Raw genomic sequence first — 21,502 nt, 5'->3', positions numbered from 1 at the left:
GAACGGGCCGCCCGCCGTCCGGGCCGAAGGTCAATGAACGAACTGGATCACCGCGTCGTCGCAATGTGTATTGGCGCGCGGACCGACCGAAAGCGCGATGCGCGCGTCGGCCGGCAGATCGAATTCCGCGCGGCCGCCGGGCGGCGCATCGACCGTCCGGCTCGCCGCGCCCTCGACCTTCAGCTCCGCGGAAACGCCATCGGCGTCCGGGCAGCGCCGCAAAACCTCCGCATCGACCGAAACCACGGCGCGCCGCGCGGCCAGAACCCCGGCGTTGCGGAACGCGATCTCGACGGCGTCGCCGTTTCCAGGAGAAATCGACAAGGCGTCATGCGACAGCTTTCTCACCCGGCCGGCGTCGCCGGTGATGTCCGCGACGGCGAGCAGTAAGCCGACATCGCCCTGATCGTCCCGCCGCCACTCGGGATAGTGCGCATAGAGCCGCTCGGCCAGCCCGGCGACGGCGTCGGCGGCAATGGGTGCGTTGCGCTTGTAAACATAAGCCAGCGCTTCGTTGCCCAGCGTGTAGGGGCCGACGATCCGTTCGAGACCGGCGCCGATTCCCGTGCCGTTGGCGATCTCCTCGGCGGGATAGGTGATGACGCGCTGGCTGGAGCGCGGCAAGTCCGTCGGCGTCGGCGCGCCGACGACAAAATAGTCCCCGCGAAGAACCTCCCAGTGAAAACGGTCGCGCAAATCCACGTGTCCCGGCCAAAGCAGGCGCGGGCGAATCTCTTCATCCAGCGCGTAGAACAGCGATTCCGACAACAGCAGCGACGAGGCGAAAACCGTGATCTTGCCGTCGCGCGGCAGCGCCTTGAGATCGCGGAGCAGACGCTGGACCTCGTCGAAATGGTTGATGCGCAAGGGCAGGAAGCGCGCTTCAGGAAAGGGCGCGCGCAAAAAATTCGCAGGCGCGGGCCACTCCTTCAGATAGACGGTCAGAAAGTTCAGGGCGATCAAGCCGCAGATGAGCGGACGGGAGATGAGAACAAGTCGGCTTGAGGCCAACGACAGCCCGGAAAAATACGCGGGAAACAGCAGGAAGGCGACGGGCAGGAAATGCTGCGGGGACGGCGCCTGCACCCGGGCGAACAGGACGCCGGTCAGCACCGCGACAGCCGCGCAGAACAAACTTTCGAAGCGGCGCCGCCAGAGGTCGTAGCCCAGTCCGACCGCGGCGAAGGCCAGCATGAAGGCGCCGAAATTCGCGTAATAGGAGCGCAACTGGTCGGCGGCGCTGGCCTGATAGGCCGAAAAGGCCAGGGCGTAGTTGGTGTCGAGAATCTGGAGCAGCAGCGGCGCCTGGAACGCCAGCGCCGGACTCAGGCAGGCCACGCCGGCCAGGACGTAGATCAGGGCGGTCCGCCGCGCCGCCGCCAGGCTGAAGGGCCGATTCGCCGCCAGCAGCGCCACGGCGACCGCGAGCGAAGCGGCGATGAGCGCGATCAGCGAAAAAGCGTACCATCGCCGGAACACGAACGTCAGCCAGATCGCGAGGCCGAAGCCCAAGGCTTCGTAAACGGACGCCCTGGTGAGAAATCGCGACCTCAGGACGATCCATGTGGCGGCGCCGAACGGGATCAGCCCGATCATGTCGAGATAGCCGCGAATGGTCGGGTTCCAGAACAGCGGAGAGAACAGGGCGGCGAACAGCGCCAGCGCGGCCGTCCACCAGCCCGGCGCGCTGGACCGCCTGGCGATGTGCGCGGCGATCATCGCGGCGGGCGTCAGATAGAGGGCCGCGACGGCGGTGACATAGACGAGCCGGTCGCCGCCAAAGAGCCGATAGACGGGAATCAGCGGAACGACCGCGGCGGCGTTGTATTCGTCGTGGGCCACGGACTGGCGCAGAGCCTTGAGCCAGGGACCATGGGCCGCGGCTTCGCGACCATAGACCTTGAACGCATCCCAGTATATGCCGAGATCCCAGATATACAAAGGCTGCTCATGTCGCAAATACAGCCTCACGAAGACGGCCGACGCAAAAGCGCAAACCAACATTTTAAGTAACAATGACATCGTGCACTTCAACGCATTCATTAAAAACGCCCCAGCGCTCTGAATTCAACCTAACAAGACTCAGCGCTGCGGAGATAAGAATCTCCGCGACGCTTTCGAACACCATGACAGCTCGCGGCAAAGTAAACATATGGACGCCAGCTTTGCAATTTGAATTGGACCGGGGTTCTAGGCTCCTTGCCGCCTCCGTTGTCCACGCAATGCCTTCGTCCGAACGCGATTGACCTGAAGCGCCGACTGTACGATCATGACGCCCCTTTTTGTGCAAGTCCGACGCGCCCCACGGGCGCGTTGCGCATTTAAACCCGGCGCGTCCGAACCGGACCGCCACCAACGAAAGACGTAAGGATGGAAAAGCTGCCCATGACCGCCGCCGGCTTCGCTGCGCTGGAAGCGGAATTGAAGCATCGCCAGCAGGTGGAGCGTCCGCGCATCGTCGAGGCCATCTCCGAGGCGCGCTCCCATGGCGACCTGTCCGAAAACGCCGAATACCACGCGGCCAAGGAATCGCAGTCGCTGAACGAAGGCCGAATCGCCGAGCTCGAAGACAAGATCGCCCGCGCCGACGTCATCGATGTCGGCAAATTGTCCGGCAACAGCGTCAAGTTCGGCGCGACCCTCACGCTGATCGACGAGGACACCGAGGAAGAGAAGCGCTACCAGATCGTCGGCGACACCGAGGCCGACGTGAAATCCGGCCGAATCTCGATTTCCTCGCCGATTTCGCGGGCGCTGATCGGTAAGAAGGTGGGCGACACCGTCGAGGTCAACACGCCCGGCGGCGGCAAGAGCTACGAAATCCTCAAGGTGGAATTCATCTGATACGGTTTCCGCAAGATCGCTTCGCAATCCGCGAAAACGAAATCGCGCGGAAATCCTTCGGGCGAAGGGCGGATTTCCGCGCGAGCGGAATACGATTTCCGAACTGATCCTTCGGAAATCGTATTCCGCGTCGGCGGAGCGATTCGACGCAAGCGCTCCGCTCAGGGCGTTTTCAGCAACGCTTCAACCCCGAACAATAGCGCATCCGGCGAACGCGAGGACGGCGAGCGCGCTCCAGGCGCCCTCCCGTGAGACCGGGGTCAACCGACGCCGCGCGAGTCAGCGCAACATGACGCGATCCACGCGCGCGCCCGGAGCGTCGGCGAGAATCACGCCGCCAGGACTGCCCCCGCGCACGATCAGCCATACCAAAAACACATAAACGCCGCCAAAGTCAGGCGCTTGGCGCAATTGCGCGCGCGAAGCGCAACCCATGGCGCGAATTTGCCCACAACCAGACCCCAAGGCTCCAATCTCCAGGTTGCAGCACAACCTGCCGCGCTTATGCGGCGCCTCCTTGATTCTTAAGGGGCTTCCCCACCCGATGCCGCGATGGCGCGGCGACGGATACCCACATCCATAAGTGGTATTCGCGGCAGAGCCTCCAGCCGCCGCCGACACGCCAGCGCCCGCTGTGTCCGAGCCTTTTTCCATATTCTCCGAGCGTTACGACGACAACTCGCCATTACACCCCCAATACCCAATTTCTACTTTCGGTTGAATTGCCTCAGGTTTGATCAAGCAGGACAAAAAACGGCTTCCTCATCTTTATCGCGTGCGCTGACATTCCCTACGTATTTCACACAGTATCCCGCGGCGCCCGTGACCCCTCCACCACTTGCCATTGTTTCATATTGGTTTTCTCGCCTTCAAGACGAGCCTCGCCGCCATATTTGTGGCCAGACAGCGTCCTTGCGGCGCCAAATTACGATGCAGGACAGAAATTTGGGCTGGAAAAGCGGGTACGCCGATGTTACCAAACGTAACGGTTACTCATCGTAAACCATGAAGTGGTTGGTAACCATTTCGAGGTCGTTCAAGCGGCTGGAGGGTGTATTGGCGCAAGTGACGCAAGAGCAGGAAACGGCGATCACGGTAAACCGTGGGTTGTTTCTTTTGCGTTACGCAACCGGCGCCGCGAACGGCAGCTCCCCTTTCGCCGTCGTGAGGCCGGCCTCGGCGAGCGCTCCTTTCATCGAGGTCATTTCCCCTCCCGGCGTCGTTGCCGGGTTTCTTTCGGCGCCTGGCGATTTCGCCATCGTGCGCGCCGAACAGAGCGGAAGCCTCATCGTCAAGATCGTCGCCCAGAATCCCGGCGACCCCCTTGAAGCTTCGTTGCGCATGGAGCCCCTGGCGGGCGGCGAGAAGACCTCTGCCGCCGAGGCGTCCATCGCGCCTGCGATCCAAGCCCCGCCGACCATTCTGGCGCATGTCTCCCGGCGCGGCGACATCGAGGTCGCGATGGGAGCCTGGATCGCCGGCCCCGACGCGCCGGCGCCCATCGAGGGGCTGGAAGTGCGCGGCGCGCTGCCGGACGGAGTCTCTGTCGAATTGCAACCGCTTCTGGCCACCAATCCGCCGCGCTGGCTGGACTGGGCGGGCCCCGGAAGCTTCGTCGGCACACGCCGGCGCGCGTTGCCGCTGGCCGGGTTGCGGATGCGCCTGTCGGGGGCGTCAGCGGGAAATTTTGAAATCGTCGCCAGCGGTCTGTTCCTCGGGTCTCCCGTGGTCAACCGCCGCGGGCGCGAAGTTGAGATCGTCGGCGCCGCGGGCCTGGACCCGCTCGTGGGGCTGCAATTGAGATTGGTCGCGGCCTCCTTCGGGGATCCTGCGGCGAATGAGCGGACTCTGGCGGATCCTCCGTCCGAGTCCAAGTTGAAGGTTTTCCGCGCCATGGCGAGCGCCTGAGCGGAAATTTCGGACTTTTGATTACAACAGGCGGGGGCGGCTGTGACTTTTACATACAATCTCCACAAATCATCTCTTGAAGCACTACTTGGCGGAACCGTGAGCGCGTCAACCCAGGCAGCGGTTGAAGCGGCCTTGAACGTCGCCAATCTGGGGTCGGGGACGATCTTGACGACCTATGTCGACCAGGGTCTTCCCCATACTTTCGACGCCTCGACGGTGGGCTTCAGCAATTTCACCACGAGCGGGCAATTGCTGATCGCCGACGCGCAACCGTCGGTCGACCTCATCAACGGTGAGGTTGTGGTTGGCACGCCCACGATCAACGTCACGGACAGCGCCGGCGGCAACTTTTTCGTGACCGGCGCCAACGTCAACGGGGAAAATCTGACCATCGCCAACCTGGGTTCTGCGCTGGATAACGTGTGGGGCAGCGGCGCAGGCGAGACCATCACCCTTGCCCAGGGACCGTTCGTGGCCAGCGGCACCGGCGAAAACGCGTCCGGCCATTCCACGATCATCGGCGGAACGGATTCGGTGACGCATTACGCCAACACGCTTTGGGGCGGCAATGGTTCGGACGTGTTGTGGGGCGGCGGCCTGAGCGCCGTGCACGCCGGCAACGGCGCGAATCAAGTCCTCAACGGCGGTCAGTGGTCGACCTCGGCGGATACGCTCTATACCGCCTCCGGCAACGATGTGGTCAACACCTGGAACGGCAACGACGTCATCTACGGATGGAACAACGACGGCACCGGCCAACACTGGACGGACGGCAATAACACCATCTTCACCGGCTCCGGCAGCGACACCATCTACTCTGGCGCCCACACCGACATCTACGGTGTCGCCGTCGGCGACACCCTGCATTCGGGCACGGGCGTCACGGAAGTCGTTGGCGCCACGGTCGCTGGAGCGATGTCCAACATCGTCGCTGGCGAGAACAACATGTACATCGGTCTGGGCATGGGCAACGCCTCGATCGAAGGCGGCACGGGAAAACTGTTCGTCTGGAACGGCGAGGGCAGCGACACCATCAAGCTCGGCTCCGCCGACGACGTGGTCAACCTCACCAACACCGGCAGCTCGAGCATTCTCGGCGCTGCGGGCAACGATACCGTCAACTACTGGAGCTCCGAGTCGAACGCGACGGTGCTTGCTGGCACAAGCACGGGCACGACCGTCAACATCGTGGATCAGGGCAAAGCCATCACCGGCGTCACCCACAACGATGGCACGACCACGTTCACGTTCGGCAATCATTCGCTCACCGTGGATCAGAACGTTCATCTCACCTGGGGCCAGGCGGCGGACCTGTCGGACTTCAACACCTTCAAGAACAACACCTGATCGGCGCTGTTCGACACACAAGACGCCGCGCGGGATCCGCGCGGCGTTTTCTTTTGGCTCGGCCGGGGTTAACCTTGGCCCGCGCGCGCGCTATCTTTCGCGCAGAAATTGCATGATCAAGGGTTGCAAGGCCCGTCGCCCACGGGCCTGGCGAGAAGAGCGGTATGCAGATCTTATTTATCCATAACAATTTTCCCGCCCAGTTCCGCGGTTTGGCGGGAGAACTGGCGAAATCTCCAGACAACCGCGTCGTCGCCATTGGTTCCGAAACCGCACAGGACCTCCCCGGCGTGGAGTTGCTGCGCTATCGGATGCCGTTCTTCAATGTCGGACAGACTCACCCGTTCGCACGCCGCCTCGACATCGAGGGACGCCGCGCCACCGAGGTTCTCTTCGCGCTGAGCGAATTGCGCGCCAGCGGTTTTGTTCCCGACCTGATCGTCGGCCATTGCGGCTGGGGCGAAACCCTGCCGCTGCGCGCGTGCTTTCCCGAAGCGAAAATCGCGATCTACTGCGAATTCTATTATCGCCCGGAGGGCCAGGACGTCCATTTCGATCCCGAAGATCCCCAGTTCGGCGTCGACGGCCTGATTACGCTGCATTGCAAGAACGCGGCGACCCTGCTGTCGCTGGTGGACGCCGATCTCGGCCTTTCGCCGACGCAATGGCAGAAGCAGACCTATCCGCGGGAATTTCATTCGAAGATTCATGTCGTGCACGAGGGCGTCGACGGCGAGCGTCTGGCGCCCGACCCGAATGCCCGGTTCGAACTGCCGGGCGGCCGGGTGCTCTATCGCGGCGACGAGATCGTCACCTTCATCGCTCGCAATCTCGAACCCATGCGCGGCTACCATATTTTCATGCGCGCGCTGCCCGCCATCCTCGCCGCGCGGCCCAACGCGCAGGTCGTCCTCGTCGGCGGCGACGACGTGTCGTATGGAGCGGCGCCCGAGCAGGGCAAGAGCTGGAAGTCGATCTATATCGACGAGGTGGCCGACCGGCTCGACCTGTCGCGCGTGCACTTCCTGCCGCCGCAACCCTACGACCGTTTCGTCCAGTTGCTGCAGACCACGACGGTCCACGTCTATCTCACCTTTCCCTTCGTCCTGTCCTGGTCGATGGTCGAGGCCATGGCGCTTGGCTGCGTCATCATCGGCTCCGACACGGCGCCGGTGCGGGAAGCCATCACCGACGGCGTCGACGGACTGCTGACGCCGTTTCACGATCCCGCGGCGCTGGCCGAGAAGGTGACGCGCGTCCTCGCCAATCCAGGCGACCACGCCGCCCTGGGCGCCGCCGCGCGCAAAACGGCGCTTTCGCGCTACGACCGCAAGGACTGCCTCCGCGAGGTCCGGCGGATTCTCGGCCTCGAGCCGGCTTCGGCCCCCCTCGTTCCCGAGCCCGTCGCGGCGCCGGACAGGCCAGCCTTCATCGTTCGGCGCAGCCGCGGCGCCTTGGACGCCACCCCAGCGGCAGAGGACGTCGAATGACCGAACACAAGAAGATCATCCTGAACGCCGGCTCGGGCTCCCGCTCGGCCGGGCGCATTCCCCCCATGTTCAATGAACAGGAGTGGTCGGAGGTCCGTCTCGACATTTTTCCCGCCAACGAACCCGATATCGTCGGCTCGATCGTTGACATGCGCGCGCTCGTCGGCGACGCCATGGTCGATGTGATCTATTCCTCCCATGCGATCGAGCACCTCCACGCGCACGAGGTGATCCCGGCCTTCCGCGAATTCCGCCGGGTGCTCAAGCCGGGCGGCTTCGCCATCGTCACCTGCCCGAGCCTGGTCGCCATCGCCCGCTTCATCCTCGCCGAGGGCGCCGAAGCGATCGCCTACGAATCCCCGGCGGGCGCGATTCGCCCCATCGACATGCTCTATGGTCATAGCGAGTTCATCGCCAATGGCGCGACCTATATGGCCCATCACACCGGCTTCACCGCGCAGCGGCTGGGCCGGGTGGCGATGAACGCCGGCTTTTCCGAAGTCCGGGTGATCGAGGGTAAGTTCTTCGACATCTGGGGCCTGCTGCTCACGCCGGAAACATCCTGGGACGCGCTGAAGAAATTGTTCACCGGCTCCGTGCTCGAACCGCTGCTGACACTGGACAAGGTGGCGAAGGAGCAGGCGGCCGCCCAAGTGGCGCCGCAAGCGGGGGCCCAGGCGGCGGCCCAAGTGGCGCCGCAAACGGGAGCCCAAGCGGCGGCTCAAGTCGCGCCTCGACCGGCTGACGAATCCGCGGCCCGGACGGCGACGCAGCCCGGCCCGGCGTGAGCGCGGCGGCGCCTCCTTCCTTCCATGACCCCGCGCGCCATGGCGAAGCCCTGGCCATGCGGGCGGCCGAGCATCTGCGGCGAGGCGACCACGTCGGCGCCTTCCGCTTCGCCGACCGCCTGTGCCGCGTCACCCGGGCGACCGCGCTGGATTTCCTGCTGCGCTCCGAAGCGGCGCGCGGCGCCGGCCTCGATGACCGCGCCGCCGCCGATCTCGCCCGCGCCCTCGACCTCGACCCGACCCAGCGCACCGTGCTGCGATTCGTGCTGCAATGGGGCGGCCGGCTGGAGAAGCAGGCGGCGGCGCGCGCGCTGATCGACGATCCCGCCGCCGACCCCGACCTGTTGCGACGCGCGGTCGCGGAAATGTTCGCGGGCGGCGTGGAGGCCTTGTTGCTGCTGCGCCCGGTCGGCGCGCGTCTGGCGGGCTGGGCGGTTTTTCGCGCGGGCCATCCCCCCGATGTCGTCGAGCTGCGCGAAAAAACCGTTTCGCGCCTCCTGGCGGCGGACCCGCAGCATGTCTTGCGCCAGGAGGGCCTCGACGCGGCGAACCTGACGCTCGACCCCGCCGGCCTGCGCGGCGTCCGCCTGATGAACGGCGACCGTGAGATCGCCTCCTGGTCGCCGCCGCCTGAGCCGCCGCCGCTCCCGCGCGCGCCCCAGACAGCGAAACTGTGGATCGTCGTTCCCGTCTACGAGGATCTGGCGGCGACCCGCGCTTGCCTGAACGCGGCGATGGCGCAACTTGACGACGACATGCGGCTCGTCGTCATCGACGACGCCAGCCCGAATGCGGCGCTGCGCGGCTGGCTCGACGTGATCGCGGCCTCGGGACGGCTGGAGCTGATCCGCAACCCGAAAAACCTCGGCTTCGCCGCCTCCGTCAATCGCGCGCTCAAACTGTGCCTGGGCGGCGACGTGATCTTGCTCAACGCCGACGCCCTGCCGCCGCGCGGCGTTTTCGCGCGCCTGGCGGAGCTGGCGCGCGCGGCGCCCGACGTCGGCGCGTTGACGCCGCTGTCCAACAATGGCGAGACCTGCAGCTTTCCCGTCGCCAACGCCGCCAGCCCGCTGCCGGACGAGGACGAGATCGCGCGTCTCGACGCCCTGGCGCAGCGGGCGAACGGCGACCTGCTGATCGACCTGCCCAACGGCATCGGCTTCTGTCTTTACATCACCCGCGCCTGTCTCGACGCGACGGGACCGCTGCCGGAAATTTATGGTCGCGGCTATTACGAGGACGTGGAATTCTGCCTGAAAGCCCGCGAACGCGGTTTTCGAACCGTCTGCGCCGCGGGCGTTTATGTCGGCCATGCCGGTTCGCTGTCGTTCGGCGCCGAAAAGCGCGGGCTGGTGATGCGCAACATGAACCTGCTCGAAGACCGTTTTCCGCATCACGAGGCGGAATGCGCCGCCTTCTTGCGCGCCGATCCGCTGCGCCCGGCGCGGGCCGCGATCGAAAGACTGGACCCGCCGCGCCGGCCGTTCCGTCTCATCGTCGCGGCGCTGGGCGCCAGCGCGCTGGAGGCGCAGGGTCTTGCGCGCGCATTGGAAACCGACGGCGAGGCGCCCGCGCCCCTGCTCTGCCTCTACGACCCCATCGAACAAAAGGCGCGGCTGCGGGCGCCGGAAGGCTGCGCGCCGCAGTCGCTGGAGTTCGACCTGAGCGCGCCCTTGGGATTCGATGCGCTGGGCAAATGGTTTTTTCGACTGCGCCTGTCGGGAGTCACCCTGTTCTTTTCCACCACGCTGCCAAAAACCCTGGTCGAAATGCTCCCCGCGCTGGGCGACGTCGAACTGGCGATCGCGGGAATCGAACTTTTTTCCCCGCCGCCCCGGCCTGAAACCTGCGCGCAGCCGGAGGGCCCAAGACCATGCCCGTCCTGCGCCAGCGCCTTCACCGCCTCCGAGGCGATGGCGGCGCGGCTGCGGGCCTGGCGGTTCGCCGCCAACATCAGCGCGGCGTTGCGACCGCTCGACCGCATGAGCGCCCATGTGGCGGAACGTCTGTTTCCGCAGGCGCGCCTCCTGCCGCCGCCGGATTTTTCGCACGCCATTTCAGCCGCTCCCGGCGGGCGCGTGCTCGGCGTGCTGTCGCCGCAGCCCAGCGCCGAGGCCGACGCGCTCGTCGTCGCGCTGGCCCGTGCGTTGCGCCGGCGCGGCGATCCCGCCGAAATCGTCGTGCTTGGCGCCTGCCTCGACGATTTCGCCGTGATGGCGCCGGGGAATGTGGTGGTTTCCGGCTCCGTGGAGGGCGAGGACCTCGCCCCTCTGGTCCAGGCTTTCGGCCTCACCGAACTCATGTCCGGCTCGCGCGCGTATTGCGGACGGCTCGATGCGCTGGCGGCGGTCTGCGGCCTGCCGCGCGCCGGATTCGACTGGTCCTCGGGCGCGCTGCCGTTCGGCGCCGGGGAGCTGGCGCTCGATCCGCGCCTGTGCGACCGCAAGACGGCCGAGATCATCGTGGACTGGCTGGCGGCCCGCCGCGCATTTGACTTGAGCGACGCCCCGAGAGACCAAGGCGCATGAGCGAACACACCATCACGGCGACTCTTTTCCTGTCCGGTCCGCAGGTCGCCGGCCACGCCTTCGACCGCGAAAACCCGTTTCGGCGGCTGGTGGTGGAATTGCTGCTGGACGGGCGCCCGGCGGGTCTCGCCCGCGCGGAATTTTTTGATCCCGACCTCGCGCGCGACGGCCAGGGCGATGGTTGCCACGGGTTTGTGTTCACGCCGCCGCCGGGCGCGCTGGCGCAAGCGAAGAACCTGGAGTTGCGGCTCGCCAACACCGACGTCGCGCTGGCCCGCCTGGACGCGCCGCTCGCCGCCGCCGACAAACCTGGGCCCCGCGGCGAGGCGCGCTGGCTCGGCGGACTTCGCCTCAATGGCTGGCTGGCCGAAGGCGTCAGCGACGGCTTTGTCCGCGCCTTGGTGGACGGCAAGGTGGTCGCGCAGGCGCGCGCCGGAAGCTGGGCGCATCTCGACGACGGCGCCGCGCCGCGTCCGCGTCGCGCCTTCGACCTGTTCCTGCCGGAAACATTCGCCGACGGCCGCGCCCATCAGGCGCAGGTGATCGACGACAGCGGCCAGGAGCTTTTGGGCAGCCCGGTGTTCTTCGTCGCCTTCGCCGATGGCCTCGCCCGCTTCATCCGCGACGGCGCCGACCTGGAGTCGCAGCGCCTGCGCGCCGAATTTTTCGACGAGGTCATGCCGCAGGCCCTGCCCTTCTCCGCGATCGGCGCGTGGAAAGAGCGGTTCGCGCCGCCGCCGCGCCCCGCCAGGGAGGCCCCGGTCGCGGTGGTCCTGATCGGCGAGACCGACGCGCAGGACAGCCTGGCGACGCTGGAGGCGCAGCAAGGCTGCGACTGGCTCGCCGCCGTGCTGGACACGCGCGAAGCCGCCCGCTTCGACATCGCCAGCCTCACCCAGTTCCTCGACCAGGACGCCAGCGCCTGCGACGCCATCGTCTTCGCCCTCGGCGGAACCGTTTTTGAACCCGGCGCGCTCAGCCTGCTGGCCGAGGCGCTGGACAAATTCCCTTCAGCCCCCTGGGCCTATGCGGATTTCAGCCTGACGGGCGCCGATGGCTCGGAATGGGCGGTGGCGCACGGCGCCTTCGACTATGAACGGCTGCTCGAACAGGGCGCGGGCGCGCTGTTCTTCGCCGCCCGCCGCGATTTTTTGCGCGCCGCCTTGCAGGCGGGGGCGGACTCGCTGTTTCGCATCTGCACCTTCGCCTTCGACCGGCGCCGCACGCGCGGTCCGCGCCAGTCCGCGCCCCTCGACGCCATGCCGGTCCATGTCCCCGGTTTTCTCGCGCGCCTGCCCCGCTTCGACGCCCGCGCCCTGACGCCGGCGCTGATGCGGGCGGTGAAGAGCCATTTCGACGCCCGCCACGCGCCGGCGCGCATCGACGCCGCCGCCGGCTTTGCCTTCCCCCGCCTGCGGCTGACGCGCCTGCCGGCGTCCGGAAAGGTGTCGATCCTCATTCCCACCCGCGACCGCGTCGATCTGCTGAAACCCTGCATCGACTCGCTGTTCGCCACGGCCGACCTCGGCGCCCACGAAATCATCGTGCTCGACAACGAGTCGAGCGCGCCCGAAACCTTGACCTATTTCGAGGAGCTTTCGGCGCGGGGCCTGCGCGTCTTCCGCGTCGGCGGCGCCTTCAATTTCTCCCGCATCATCAACGCCGGCGCCGCCGTGGCCACCGGCCAATACCTGCTGCTGCTCAACAACGACATCGAGGCGTTGCACAAGGGCTGGCTGGAGGAAATGCTCGGCCGCATGATCGAGCCCGATGTCGGCGCGGTCGGCGCGCATCTGCTGTGGCCGAGCGGGGTGGTGCAGCACGGCGGCGTCACGCTTGGACCGCGTCTGGCGGCGGCGCACGCCTTCAACGACCGCATCGACGGGGATCCCGGCTATGCTGATCTGCTGCTCGCCGCCCACGAATGCAGCGCGGCGACCGCGGCCTGCCTGCTGACGGAAAAACGGCTGTTCGACGCCGCCGGCGGGTTTGACGCGCTGAACTTTCCGGTCAATTTCAACGATGTCGATTATTGCCTGAAATTGCGCGCGCAGGGGCTGCGGGTGGTGCAGACGCCGCACGCGCGCCTGCTGCACCGCGAGTCCGCGTCGCGCGGGCGGGACGAGGCGCCGGACAAGGCGAAGCGGATGCAGCGCGAGTTGCGCAACCTGCGCGCCGCCTGGGGCGAGGCGCTGGTCGCGGATCCCGGCTATAGCCCGCTGCTGTCGCTCGATCCCATTCCGTGGAGCGCGCTGGCGTGGCCGCCGCGTGCTTCCGCCCCGCGCCAGCCCGGCTTCCCCAGCCGGCGCGCCGTCCCCCTCGGCTTCTAACACGCTGAATATGCTTGAGTATTCGCCGCAATTGCCGTGCAGTTGACGCTATTCATCTTCTATTCAGCCGGGAAACGGCCATTATGGCGCCATCATCGGGGCGCTCCCGGCCAGACTCGAATGGAAGACCTTTGCAGATCATGCTCTCCAGCGAACGACTGATCGAATCCCTCGCCCCGGATCGCGGCCTGGCCGAGCCGGTTTACAAGCAGATGGCCCGCGCCTTCAACAAGATGCTTGAAACCGGCGAGATCGGCGAGGGGCAGAGCCTGCCGGCGGAACGCCTGCTGGCCGAAAAACTCGACCTGAGCCGCACCACCGTGCGCCGCTTCTACGAGGAGCTTCGAAAAGACGATCTGCTCAGCACCAGCCGCCGCAACGGCGCGGTGGCCAAGGCGCCGCAGCGCCTGTCGCCGCGCATGGGACCGCTCAAGGGTTTTACCGACGAGATGCGCGAACTGGGCATGGAGCCCTCGACGCGGCTGCTGGCGCGCGACATTGTTCGCGACCGCGTCGTCGCCTCGGTGTTCAACCGCCCCTCGACCGCGCATTTTTTGAGGCTGGTGCGTCTGCGCCTGGGCGACGGGACGCCGTTGTCGCGCGAGATCGCCTGGTTCGACCTGGCGCTCGCGCCGGAAATGGCCGAATGGAACGTCGAGGGGTCGGCCTATGCCTATCTCTCCAACAGCTGCGGCATCAGGCTGGGCGCGGCGGAGCAGAGCATCGAGGCGGTGCTGAGCAGCGACGAGGAAAACGCCGCCTTCGGCTTCGACAGCCCGCAACCCTGCCTGCTGATCAAGCGCAAGAGCCGCGCGCTCACCGGCCAGCTCGTCGAATATGTCGAAGGGACTTTTCGCGGCGACGCCTACACCTATCGTCTCAACCTGGAGCCATCGGGCGGGAACTGAGAAATTTTTCCAGCTCGCCCGTATGCGGCAGCACATCGAACACGCCTTTTCGCGAGGCGACGAGCGCGCCGCAGGCCGAGGCTTTTCGAAGGGCGGCGTCGAGGCTTTCGCCAGCGGCCAGAGCTGAGACCAGTCCGCAGCCAAAACCGTCGCCCGCCCCGGTGGCGTCGATCTGATCGATGGGGAAGGCCGGGGCGACCGTGCAGGCGCCGCCCTTGAGCGCCACGGCGCCGCGCTCGGCGAGGGTGACCACCAAAAGTTCGCCGCGCCAGCCCCGCCGTTTCGAAAAATCGGGCAGATCGCGCGCAAAATCCTGCGCCGGCGCGCCGGCCGTGGCGACGCCGAGAAAATCCATGGCCTCGGGTTCGTTGACCACCATAATGTCGGTCAGCCCCAAAAGCTCGTCGCTCGGCTGGCTCCACGGCGAGGGATTGAGATAGGTGACGCGGCCCGCCGCCTTGGCGATGCGGAAGGCGGCGAGAATGGCCGGCTCCGGCGACTCGAACTGGGCGAGGCAAAAATGCGCGGCTTCGATGGTTTTACGCGCCTGCTCGACGTGCGTTTCACCGAGCAGGGCGTTCGCGCCCATATAGGCGGCGAGCAGGTTTGCGCCGTCCGGCGCGATCAGGCCGATGCCGAAACCCGAGCCGACCTCCGCCGTGTGGACATGGTCCGTCGATAGGCCCATCTCGCGCAGCAATTGGGTGATTTCCCGCCCGCGCGCATCGTCGCCGACCGAAAGCAGCAGGTCGGTGGCGACGCCGAGACGGTGCAGGCCGATGCCGAGATTCAGCCCCTTGCCGCCGTGGTCATGAAAATAGCCGGTCGCCGCCGCGGTCTGCGCCTCGCGCGGCAAGGAGGGGACGAACAGGAAATTGGCGCTGACGTAAGCGCCGACAACGAAAGCGCGCATGAAAAGACTCTCTCGGTTGCGCGCAGCATTCCAAAGGACCCGGCAAAGTCAACCCGCTCGGGGCGCGTCGCGTCGCCGAGCATGGCGCCGGTCAGGACGACAAGGGCCCGCAAAAGCGGTCACCCGTGACGGGGGAAGGGGCGTTCCGGGGCGCCCAAGGACAAGGCGCCAAAATTTCGTCATGGCGCGAAAGTCGTGATATGAAGGCGCGAAATTCTGGAAGCCCCATGTCACACACGCCCCACCCCTTCGCCCGCTTCATCGCCATCCTCGGCCGCGGCCGCAATCTCACCCGACCCCTCACGGTCGAAGAAGCCGAAGAGGCCATGGACCTGATCCTCGCCGGCGAGGTCCTTCCCGAACAGCTCGGCGCCTTTCTCATGCTGTTGCGCGTGAAAGAGGAGAGCCCCGAGGAAATCGCCGGCTTTGTCCGCGCCGTGCGCAAAACCCTGCCCTCCCGGCAGGGCGCCGACATCGATTTCTCCTCCTATGCGGGCAAGAAACGGCAATTGCCCTGGTTCCTGCTCGCCGCCTTCGCCCTGGCGCAGTCGGGCCGAAAAGTGTTCATGCATGGGTTCGACGGCCACACGCCGGGCCGCCTCTACACCGGCGAGGTTTTGAGCGCCCTGGGCGTCGCGCGCTCGAAAAACCTGGTCGAGGCGAGCGCCCAGCTGACAAAGCACAATTTCGCCTATCTCGATCTCGTCGCGATCAGTCCGCCGCTGGCGAAAATGATGGGCTTCAAACCGATCCTGGGCCTGCGCTCGCCGGTCCACACCATCGCGCGCATGATCAACCCGTTCGGCGCCCCCTGCCTGCTGCAAGGCATTTTTCATCCGAATTACATGGCGACCCACAGCGGCGCGGCCAAAATTCTGGGCGAGCGCAACATGATCGTGTTTCGCGGCGAGGGCGGCGAAATCGAGCGCCGCCCGGGAAAACCGTGCGAAACCCTGGGGCTGCGCGACGGCGTCCCCTTCGAGGAGCGCTGGGCGCCGCTCATGGAGGAGCCTAGGCAATTGCCCGACGACGACATGGACCCGAAAAAACTTGTCGCGGTTTGGCGCGGCGAAGACAATTCCTACGCCGAAGCCGCGATCACCGGCACGATGGCGCTGGCGCTGAAAACCAGCGGCGCGGCGCCGGACCAGGATTCGGCTCAGGCGCTGGCGACCGGGCTTTGGAACGCCCGCGACCGCGACATGTGGATCAAGCAGTAATATGGACCGGCAACCTCTCTTCCTCTCCCTTCAGGGCCGGCGCGTCGCTGTCGTCGGCGATGGCCCCATCGCGGCGCGGCGCGCCGCCACGCTGCTCTCCAGCGGCGCCAAAGTCGTTCTGTTCGCCAAAAAACCTCACGAGGAGTTTTTGGGCCTCGCCAACCGCTGCCTGCGCGGCGACCTCGCGGCGAACGACGCTTTCGAACACTGCGCGCTGTGCTATTTCGCGCCCGATGGCGACGACGCGCCCGACGAGGCCCTGGTCGCGCGCGCGAAAGCGGCGGGGGCGCTGGTCAATGTCGCCGATCATCCCGAATTGAGCGATTTCATCAATCCCTCCGTGCTCGACCGTTCGCCGCTGATCGTCGCCATCTCGACGGGGGGCGAGGCGCCGCTGCTCGGGCGCATGCTGAAGGCGCGGCTGGAAACGCTGATCCCGGCGTCCTATGGGCGGCTCGCCGCGCTCGCCGGCGAAGGCCGCGCGGCCCTCGCCCAAAAACTGTCAAGCCATTCGGCGCGGCTGCGCTTCTGGGAGCGTTTTTACGAGGGCCCGGCTGTCGAAATGGCGCTGGCGGGCGACGAGAACGGCGCGCGCGCGGTGCTCGACCATGAGATCTGGCGCACCCGGCCCGACGGCTCCTCCCCGGACGCCGAGGTCAGGGGCGAGGTCTATCTGGTCGGCGCCGGCCCGGGCGATCCGGACCTGCTCACCTTCCGCGCCTTCCGGCTGATGCAGAAGGCGGACGTGGTGCTCTACGACCGGCTGGTCGAACCCACCATTCTGGAGCGCGTGCGTCGCGACGCCGAACGCATCTATGTGGGCAAAAAACGCTCCAACCATGCGCTGCCGCAGGAGGAAATCGGCGAACTCATGGTGAAGCTCGCGAAGCAGGGCAAGCGCGTGCTGCGGCTCAAGGGCGGCGACCCCTTCATTTTCGGGCGCGGCGGCGAGGAAATCGACACGCTCGCCGGGCACAGCATTCCCTTCCAGGTCGTGCCCGGCGTCACCGCCGCCGCCGGGTGCTCGTCCTACGCCGGAATTCCGCTCACCCATCGCGATTACGCGCAATCCTGCGTGTTCGTCACCGGCCACGGCCGCGAGGGGCCGATCGATCTCGACTGGTCGACGCTGCTGCGGCCGAACCAGACCGTGGCGGTCTACATGGGCCTCGCCCACCTCGATTTCCTGATGGGCGAGTTCTTGAAACGCGGCGCCGATCCGGCCCTGCCCGCCGCCATCATCGAAAATGGCACGCGGTCAAATCAGGTCACCGTCACCGGCACGATCGCCGACCTCGGCGACAAGGCCAAGGCGGCGGGCCTGAAAGGGCCGACGATCATCATCATCGGCGATGTGGTGAAGCTGCGCGAAAAATTGAACTGGTACGCGCCCAGTCCGGTGAACTAGAGCTCGTTCGGTGAACTCCCGTTCACCGAACGAGCTCTGGTTTTTTGTTTCTACGCGTTTTCTTCACGCGAACCGGCATCCACTTCGCTCGAAAACGCTCTAAATTATCGCCTTTGCGGGGTGACCTGGAGCTCCAGGCCAGCCCGCTTTTGCAGGTAGCCGATAACGCCGAAAAGATTTCGCGCCTGGGGATTTCCGCTCGGGCCGAACATGCGGATGAGACTCTTGGGCGGGGTGGCGGTCGCTTCGCCCAATTTCTCGAAGCCGACCGTGGCCTTGATATAATCGCGCAGGATCGACTTGCCAGCCTCGACATCGCCGGACAGCATGGTCTCCAGGCCTTTGCGCAGCAACGACTCGACGAGAACGGGGTCCTGGTGCTTGCTTCTTGTCACGGCATGACGCCTTGTTCCTTGCCGCCGCGCCTCAAGGTGCGCTTAGACACTGTTTCGGCGATCTAAATTCACAGTTCAAGACGAAAAACGGTAACAGTGACTTTGCGTCAACGCATGCCTCGGCACTTAGTCGCGACGAAACGAAAACCCGAGTTGATCGTCTTCCGCCCGCGTTCCCTCGAACCCAGAGACGGTGACCCCGAGCAACCGCACCCCTTTGGCCGACGGGAACAAAGGTCTTAGCAGGTCGAGCGCCCGACGTGACAAATCGTCGCAAGAACCAACGGGCGCGCTTTCCGTGTGCGCGCGGGTGAGTTGCTGGAAATCGGAATATTTGACTTTGACCGTGACCGTGCGGCCGAACATGCGCAGCCGCTCGCAGGCGGAAAACACCTTTGTCACGATCGGCGCGATTTTTTCCCGCATGGCTTCGGGCGTGAATATGTCCTGGAGAAACGTGCTTTCGGCTCCGATGCTTTTTCGCTCGCGGTTGGGTTTGACCGGGCGATGATCCTCGCCGCGCGCAATGGCCGCGTAAAAGGCGCCGGCCTTGCCGAAGTGACGGGTCAAAAATTTCGGGTCGCGGGCGCGCAAATCCTCGCCGGTCTCGATGCCGAGTTTTTTCATCCTGTCGGCGGTCGCCGGGCCGACGCCATGGAATTTGCGCACCGGCAGAGCCGCGACGAACGCCGGCCCCTGTTTCGGGGTGATGACGAACAGGCCATTGGGCTTGCGCTGGTCCGACGCCATCTTCGCCAGGAACTTGTTGTAGGACACGCCCGCCGAAGCGGTGAGCCCGGTCTCGGCAAAAATGGCCGCGCGAATGGTTTCCGCCGCCTGCGTCGCCGTCTCGCCGTCCTGGAGAAAATCGGTGAGGTCGAGATAGGCTTCGTCCAGCGACAACGGCTCGATCAGCGGCGTGTGGCGGGCGAATATGTTGCGAATCTGCAGCGACACCGCGCGGTACACGTCGAAGCGCGGCGGGGTGAAAATCAGCTCCGGGCATTTGCGCTGCGCCGTCACCGAGGGCATGGCGGAATGGACGCCAAAGGCGCGCGCCTCATAGCTCGCCGCCGCAACGACGCCGCGCGCGCGGCCATAGCCCACGGCCAACGGCTTGCCGCGGAAAACCGGATTGTCGCGCTGCTCCACCGACGCGAAGAACGCGTCCATGTCGATGTGAATAATCTTCCTGACCCGCTCCGGCGCGGTCATTTCCACATGCCGCGCATGCGCGCGCTCAGGTTGACGCGGGTTTTCGAATCCGGCCCTTTTTCGTCCGCGCGGACCGCCGGCCAGCCGATCGTGTCGAAATGTCCCAGAATTTCGGTCGGAATGAAGCGGCTGCGCGCGGCATAGACGTGGCGGTCGCCCCGCGCGTGCTGGCCGTGGGTAAAAAAGCGTTGCGGCGTGACCAAGCGCAAATGGTCCTTGGCGCGGGTCATGGCGACATAGAGCAACCGGCGCTCCTCCTCGATCTCGGCGCTGGTCCCGGTGGCGAGGTCGGAGGGGATGCAGCCGTCCACGACGTTGAGAACAAAAACGCTTTTCCACTCCTGCCCCTTGGCGGAATGGATGGTGGAGAGAATGAGGTAATCCTCGTCGCGCAATGGCGGCCCGGCTTCGGCGCTGGTGGCGTCGGGCGGATCGAGCGTGAGTTCGGTCAAAAATTTTTCGCGCGACGGATAGTTTTGGGCGATGACCTCCAATTGCGCGAGATCGATCTTCCGCGTGACGGAATCCTCGTGCAGCCGGTCGAGATGCGGCTCGTACCAGTTTTTTGCCCGCGCGAGATCGCCGGGCCAGGACGAAGGCGCGCGCAAAACCTCCACCAGCGCGCCCCAGTGCTCGCCGGCTTTCGCCGGCGCCGGCAGCGACGCCAGCATCTGCAGCGGCGCCGCCTCGGGCGCGATCTTGTCCAAAATTTTCCGCGCCGCCGCCGGCCCGACGCCGGGCAAAAGTTGCAGCAGGCGGAAGCCGGACATGCGGTCGCGCGGGTTTTGCGAAAAGCGCAGGAAGGCCAGAATGTCCTTCACATGGGCGCTGTCCAAAAATTTGAGGCCGCCGAATTTGACGAAGGGAATGTTGCGGCGGGTCAGTTCGATTTCCAGCGGCCCGGAATGATGGGCGGCGCGAAACAGCACCGCCTGGTCCTTCAGCCGCATCCCGGTTTCGCGCGCCTCCAGAACTTTTTCGGCGACGAAGTTGGCCTGATCGGTTTCGTCGCGCACGATCACCAGCGCGGGGCGCTCGGCGGTTTGCCGCTCGGTCCACAGGTTCTTGGTGAACCGCTCCTTAGCCAGCGCGATGACGCCGTTAGCGGCCTCCAGAATGGCTTGCGTCGAGCGATAATTGCGCTCCAGCGTCACCACCTCGGCGGGCGGCGCAAACTTTTGCGGAAAATCCAGAATGTTGCGCACCTCGGCGGCGCGGAACGCATAGATGGACTGCGCGTCGTCGCCCACCGCCGTCAGGCCGCGCCCGTCCGGCTTGAGGCCAAACAAAATGCTGGCCTGCAAGCGATTGGTGTCCTGGTATTCGTCCACCAGCACATGGTCGAACCGCGCGGAAAACTCTTCCGCGAGCGCCGGCTCCTGCATCATCTGCGCCCAGTAGAGCAGCAGGTCGTCGTAATCGAGCACGTTTTGCGCCTGCTTGGCCTCGACATAAGCCCCAAACACTTTTCGAAGCTCATCCGCCCAGCCCGCGCACCACGGAAACTGTTTTCCCAAAACCTCTTCCAACGGCGCTTCGGAATTCACCGCGCGCGAATAGATCGCCAGACACGTCCCCTTTGCGGGAAAGCGTTTTTCGGTCTTGGACAGGCCGAGATCGTGCCGCGCGAGATTCAGGAGATCGGCCGAATCCTCGCGGTCGTGGATGGTGAAATCGGGATCGAGCCCGATGTTCAGCGCCTGCTCGCGCAGCAGACGCGCGCCAATGCTGTGAAACGTGCCGGCCCAGGTGAGGGCGTCGGCCAGCACGTCGGCGCGTTGGCCGAGCGCTTCCTTGCAGATGCGCCGCACGCGCGACACCATTTCGCTGGCGGCGCGGCGCGAAAAGGTCATGAGCAGGATGCGGCGCGGATCGGCGCCGGTGACGATCAGATGGGCGACCCGGTGGGCGAGCGTGTTGGTCTTGCCCGAGCCCGCCCCGGCGATCACCAGCAGCGCCCGCTCCGCGCCCGGAAAGACGGCGGCCCGGCGCTGGGCGTCGTTGAGTTTGGCGAGGTATCCCTCCCCGATAAGCGAATCGCTGGTCTGCACGCCTGAACATAAAACGAACGCGCGGGCGCGCCAAACGGGCGATTAATCGGAATTTCCGATCAAAAAACCGAATCTTTTCTGTTGGCGCAAACGCGAGCGCACCGCCATATATAGCTCAGCCCCAGGCGCCAATTCGAACGAAAAATTTGCAACG

At 65.6% G+C, this 21,502-nt stretch carries 15 protein-coding genes; 10 read left to right on the top strand and 5 right to left on the bottom strand.

Annotated features, from left to right (window positions below; translation table 11 throughout):
- Window positions 1-30: 30 nt before the first annotated feature.
- The gene (locus GJ654_RS15040) at window positions 31-1,941 is read right to left on the bottom strand and encodes a hypothetical protein (RefSeq protein ID WP_155446993.1); all 1,911 of its coding nucleotides are present in this window, start codon (window positions 1,939-1,941) and stop codon (window positions 31-33) included.
- Window positions 1,942-2,370: 429 nt separating this feature from the next.
- On the opposite strand from GJ654_RS15040, the gene greA reads away from it, so the two are divergent.
- The 8 genes from greA to GJ654_RS15000 all read left to right on the top strand — a co-directional run bounded on the left by greA (window position 2,371) and on the right by GJ654_RS15000 (window position 14,146).
- Window positions 2,371-2,844, top strand: a complete 474-nt coding sequence (gene greA / locus GJ654_RS15035) for a transcription elongation factor GreA (RefSeq protein ID WP_155446992.1) — start codon at window positions 2,371-2,373, stop codon at window positions 2,842-2,844.
- 1,056 nt (window positions 2,845-3,900) lie between these two features.
- Entirely contained in the window at window positions 3,901-4,752 is an 852-nt protein-coding gene (locus GJ654_RS15030) for a hypothetical protein (protein ID WP_155446991.1), read from the top strand.
- A gap of 168 nt (window positions 4,753-4,920) precedes the next feature.
- Window positions 4,921-6,102, top strand: a complete 1,182-nt coding sequence (locus GJ654_RS15025; RefSeq protein ID WP_155446990.1) for a hypothetical protein — start codon at window positions 4,921-4,923, stop codon at window positions 6,100-6,102.
- 164 nt (window positions 6,103-6,266) lie between these two features.
- Window positions 6,267-7,592: a glycosyltransferase gene (locus GJ654_RS15020; RefSeq protein WP_155446989.1), complete on the top strand. Its 1,326-nt coding sequence runs from the start codon at window positions 6,267-6,269 to the stop codon at window positions 7,590-7,592.
- On the top strand, window positions 7,589-8,380 hold the full coding sequence (locus GJ654_RS15015) for a class I SAM-dependent methyltransferase (protein ID WP_155446988.1): 792 nt from the start codon (window positions 7,589-7,591) through the stop codon (window positions 8,378-8,380). Before GJ654_RS15020 ends, GJ654_RS15015 begins: the two co-directional genes overlap by 4 nt.
- Window positions 8,381-8,436: 56 nt before the next feature.
- The gene (locus GJ654_RS15010; RefSeq protein WP_155446987.1) at window positions 8,437-10,908 is read left to right on the top strand and encodes a glycosyltransferase family 2 protein; all 2,472 of its coding nucleotides are present in this window, start codon (window positions 8,437-8,439) and stop codon (window positions 10,906-10,908) included.
- Complete coding sequence (locus GJ654_RS15005; protein ID WP_155446986.1) at window positions 10,905-13,238, top strand: glycosyltransferase; 2,334 nt, start codon at window positions 10,905-10,907, stop codon at window positions 13,236-13,238. The genes GJ654_RS15010 and GJ654_RS15005 overlap by 4 nt, the downstream gene beginning before the upstream one ends.
- Before the next feature lie 140 nt (window positions 13,239-13,378).
- Window positions 13,379-14,146, top strand: coding sequence for a GntR family transcriptional regulator (locus GJ654_RS15000; protein ID WP_155447033.1), 768 nt, complete (start codon window positions 13,379-13,381; stop codon window positions 14,144-14,146).
- Here the strand turns inward: GJ654_RS15000 and GJ654_RS14995 are convergent.
- Window positions 14,118-15,059: a PfkB family carbohydrate kinase gene (locus GJ654_RS14995; RefSeq protein ID WP_155446985.1), complete on the bottom strand. Its 942-nt coding sequence runs from the start codon at window positions 15,057-15,059 to the stop codon at window positions 14,118-14,120. The two genes, GJ654_RS15000 and GJ654_RS14995, sit on opposite strands and share 29 nt — an antisense overlap.
- A 227-nt stretch (window positions 15,060-15,286) precedes the next feature.
- Between GJ654_RS14995 and GJ654_RS14990 the strand changes: the two genes are divergently transcribed.
- Window positions 15,287-16,279: a glycosyl transferase family protein gene (locus GJ654_RS14990; RefSeq protein WP_155446984.1), complete on the top strand. Its 993-nt coding sequence runs from the start codon at window positions 15,287-15,289 to the stop codon at window positions 16,277-16,279.
- Window position 16,280: 1 nt separating this feature from the next.
- Entirely contained in the window at window positions 16,281-17,687 is a 1,407-nt protein-coding gene (gene cysG / locus GJ654_RS14985; protein WP_155446983.1) for a siroheme synthase CysG, read from the top strand.
- Between the two features lie 104 nt (window positions 17,688-17,791).
- Here cysG and GJ654_RS14980 read toward each other — a convergent pair whose 3' ends face one another.
- From GJ654_RS14980 to GJ654_RS14970, 3 genes are all read right to left on the bottom strand, one after another.
- Complete coding sequence (locus GJ654_RS14980; RefSeq protein ID WP_264586191.1) at window positions 17,792-18,082, bottom strand: transcriptional regulator; 291 nt, start codon at window positions 18,080-18,082, stop codon at window positions 17,792-17,794.
- Window positions 18,083-18,208: 126 nt separating this feature from the next.
- The gene (gene dinB, locus GJ654_RS14975; RefSeq protein WP_155446982.1) at window positions 18,209-19,297 is read right to left on the bottom strand and encodes a DNA polymerase IV; all 1,089 of its coding nucleotides are present in this window, start codon (window positions 19,295-19,297) and stop codon (window positions 18,209-18,211) included.
- Window positions 19,294-21,327, bottom strand: a complete 2,034-nt coding sequence (locus tag GJ654_RS14970; protein ID WP_425540395.1) for an ATP-dependent helicase — start codon at window positions 21,325-21,327, stop codon at window positions 19,294-19,296. Before GJ654_RS14970 ends, dinB begins: the two co-directional genes overlap by 4 nt.
- Between the last annotated feature and the right edge of the window lie 175 nt (window positions 21,328-21,502).

The sequence above is a fragment of the Rhodoblastus acidophilus genome, from assembly GCF_009720655.1.
GTDB classification, from domain to species: Bacteria; Pseudomonadota; Alphaproteobacteria; order Rhizobiales; family Beijerinckiaceae; genus Rhodoblastus; species Rhodoblastus acidophilus_A.
This window is presented reverse-complemented; position numbering and strand designations above follow the sequence as displayed.

What these genes read in the sequence shown, in the direction of transcription:
- greA (WP_155446992.1), top strand. Translation starts at nt 2,371, where the DNA reads ATGGAAAAGCTGCCCATGACCGCCGCCGGCTTCGCTGCGCTGGAAGCG.
- GJ654_RS15020 (WP_155446989.1), top strand. Translation starts at nt 6,267, where the DNA reads ATGCAGATCTTATTTATCCATAACAATTTTCCCGCCCAGTTCCGCGGT.
- GJ654_RS15015 (WP_155446988.1), top strand. Translation starts at nt 7,589, where the DNA reads ATGACCGAACACAAGAAGATCATCCTGAACGCCGGCTCGGGCTCCCGC.
- GJ654_RS15010 (WP_155446987.1), top strand. Translation starts at nt 8,437, where the DNA reads ATGCGGGCGGCCGAGCATCTGCGGCGAGGCGACCACGTCGGCGCCTTC.
- GJ654_RS15005 (WP_155446986.1), top strand. Translation starts at nt 10,905, where the DNA reads ATGAGCGAACACACCATCACGGCGACTCTTTTCCTGTCCGGTCCGCAG.
- GJ654_RS15000 (WP_155447033.1), top strand. Translation starts at nt 13,379, where the DNA reads ATGCTCTCCAGCGAACGACTGATCGAATCCCTCGCCCCGGATCGCGGC.
- GJ654_RS14995 (WP_155446985.1), bottom strand. Translation starts at nt 15,059, where the DNA reads ATGCGCGCTTTCGTTGTCGGCGCTTACGTCAGCGCCAATTTCCTGTTC.
- GJ654_RS14990 (WP_155446984.1), top strand. Translation starts at nt 15,287, where the DNA reads ATGTCACACACGCCCCACCCCTTCGCCCGCTTCATCGCCATCCTCGGC.
- cysG (WP_155446983.1), top strand. Translation starts at nt 16,281, where the DNA reads ATGGACCGGCAACCTCTCTTCCTCTCCCTTCAGGGCCGGCGCGTCGCT.
- dinB (WP_155446982.1), bottom strand. Translation starts at nt 19,297, where the DNA reads ATGACCGCGCCGGAGCGGGTCAGGAAGATTATTCACATCGACATGGAC.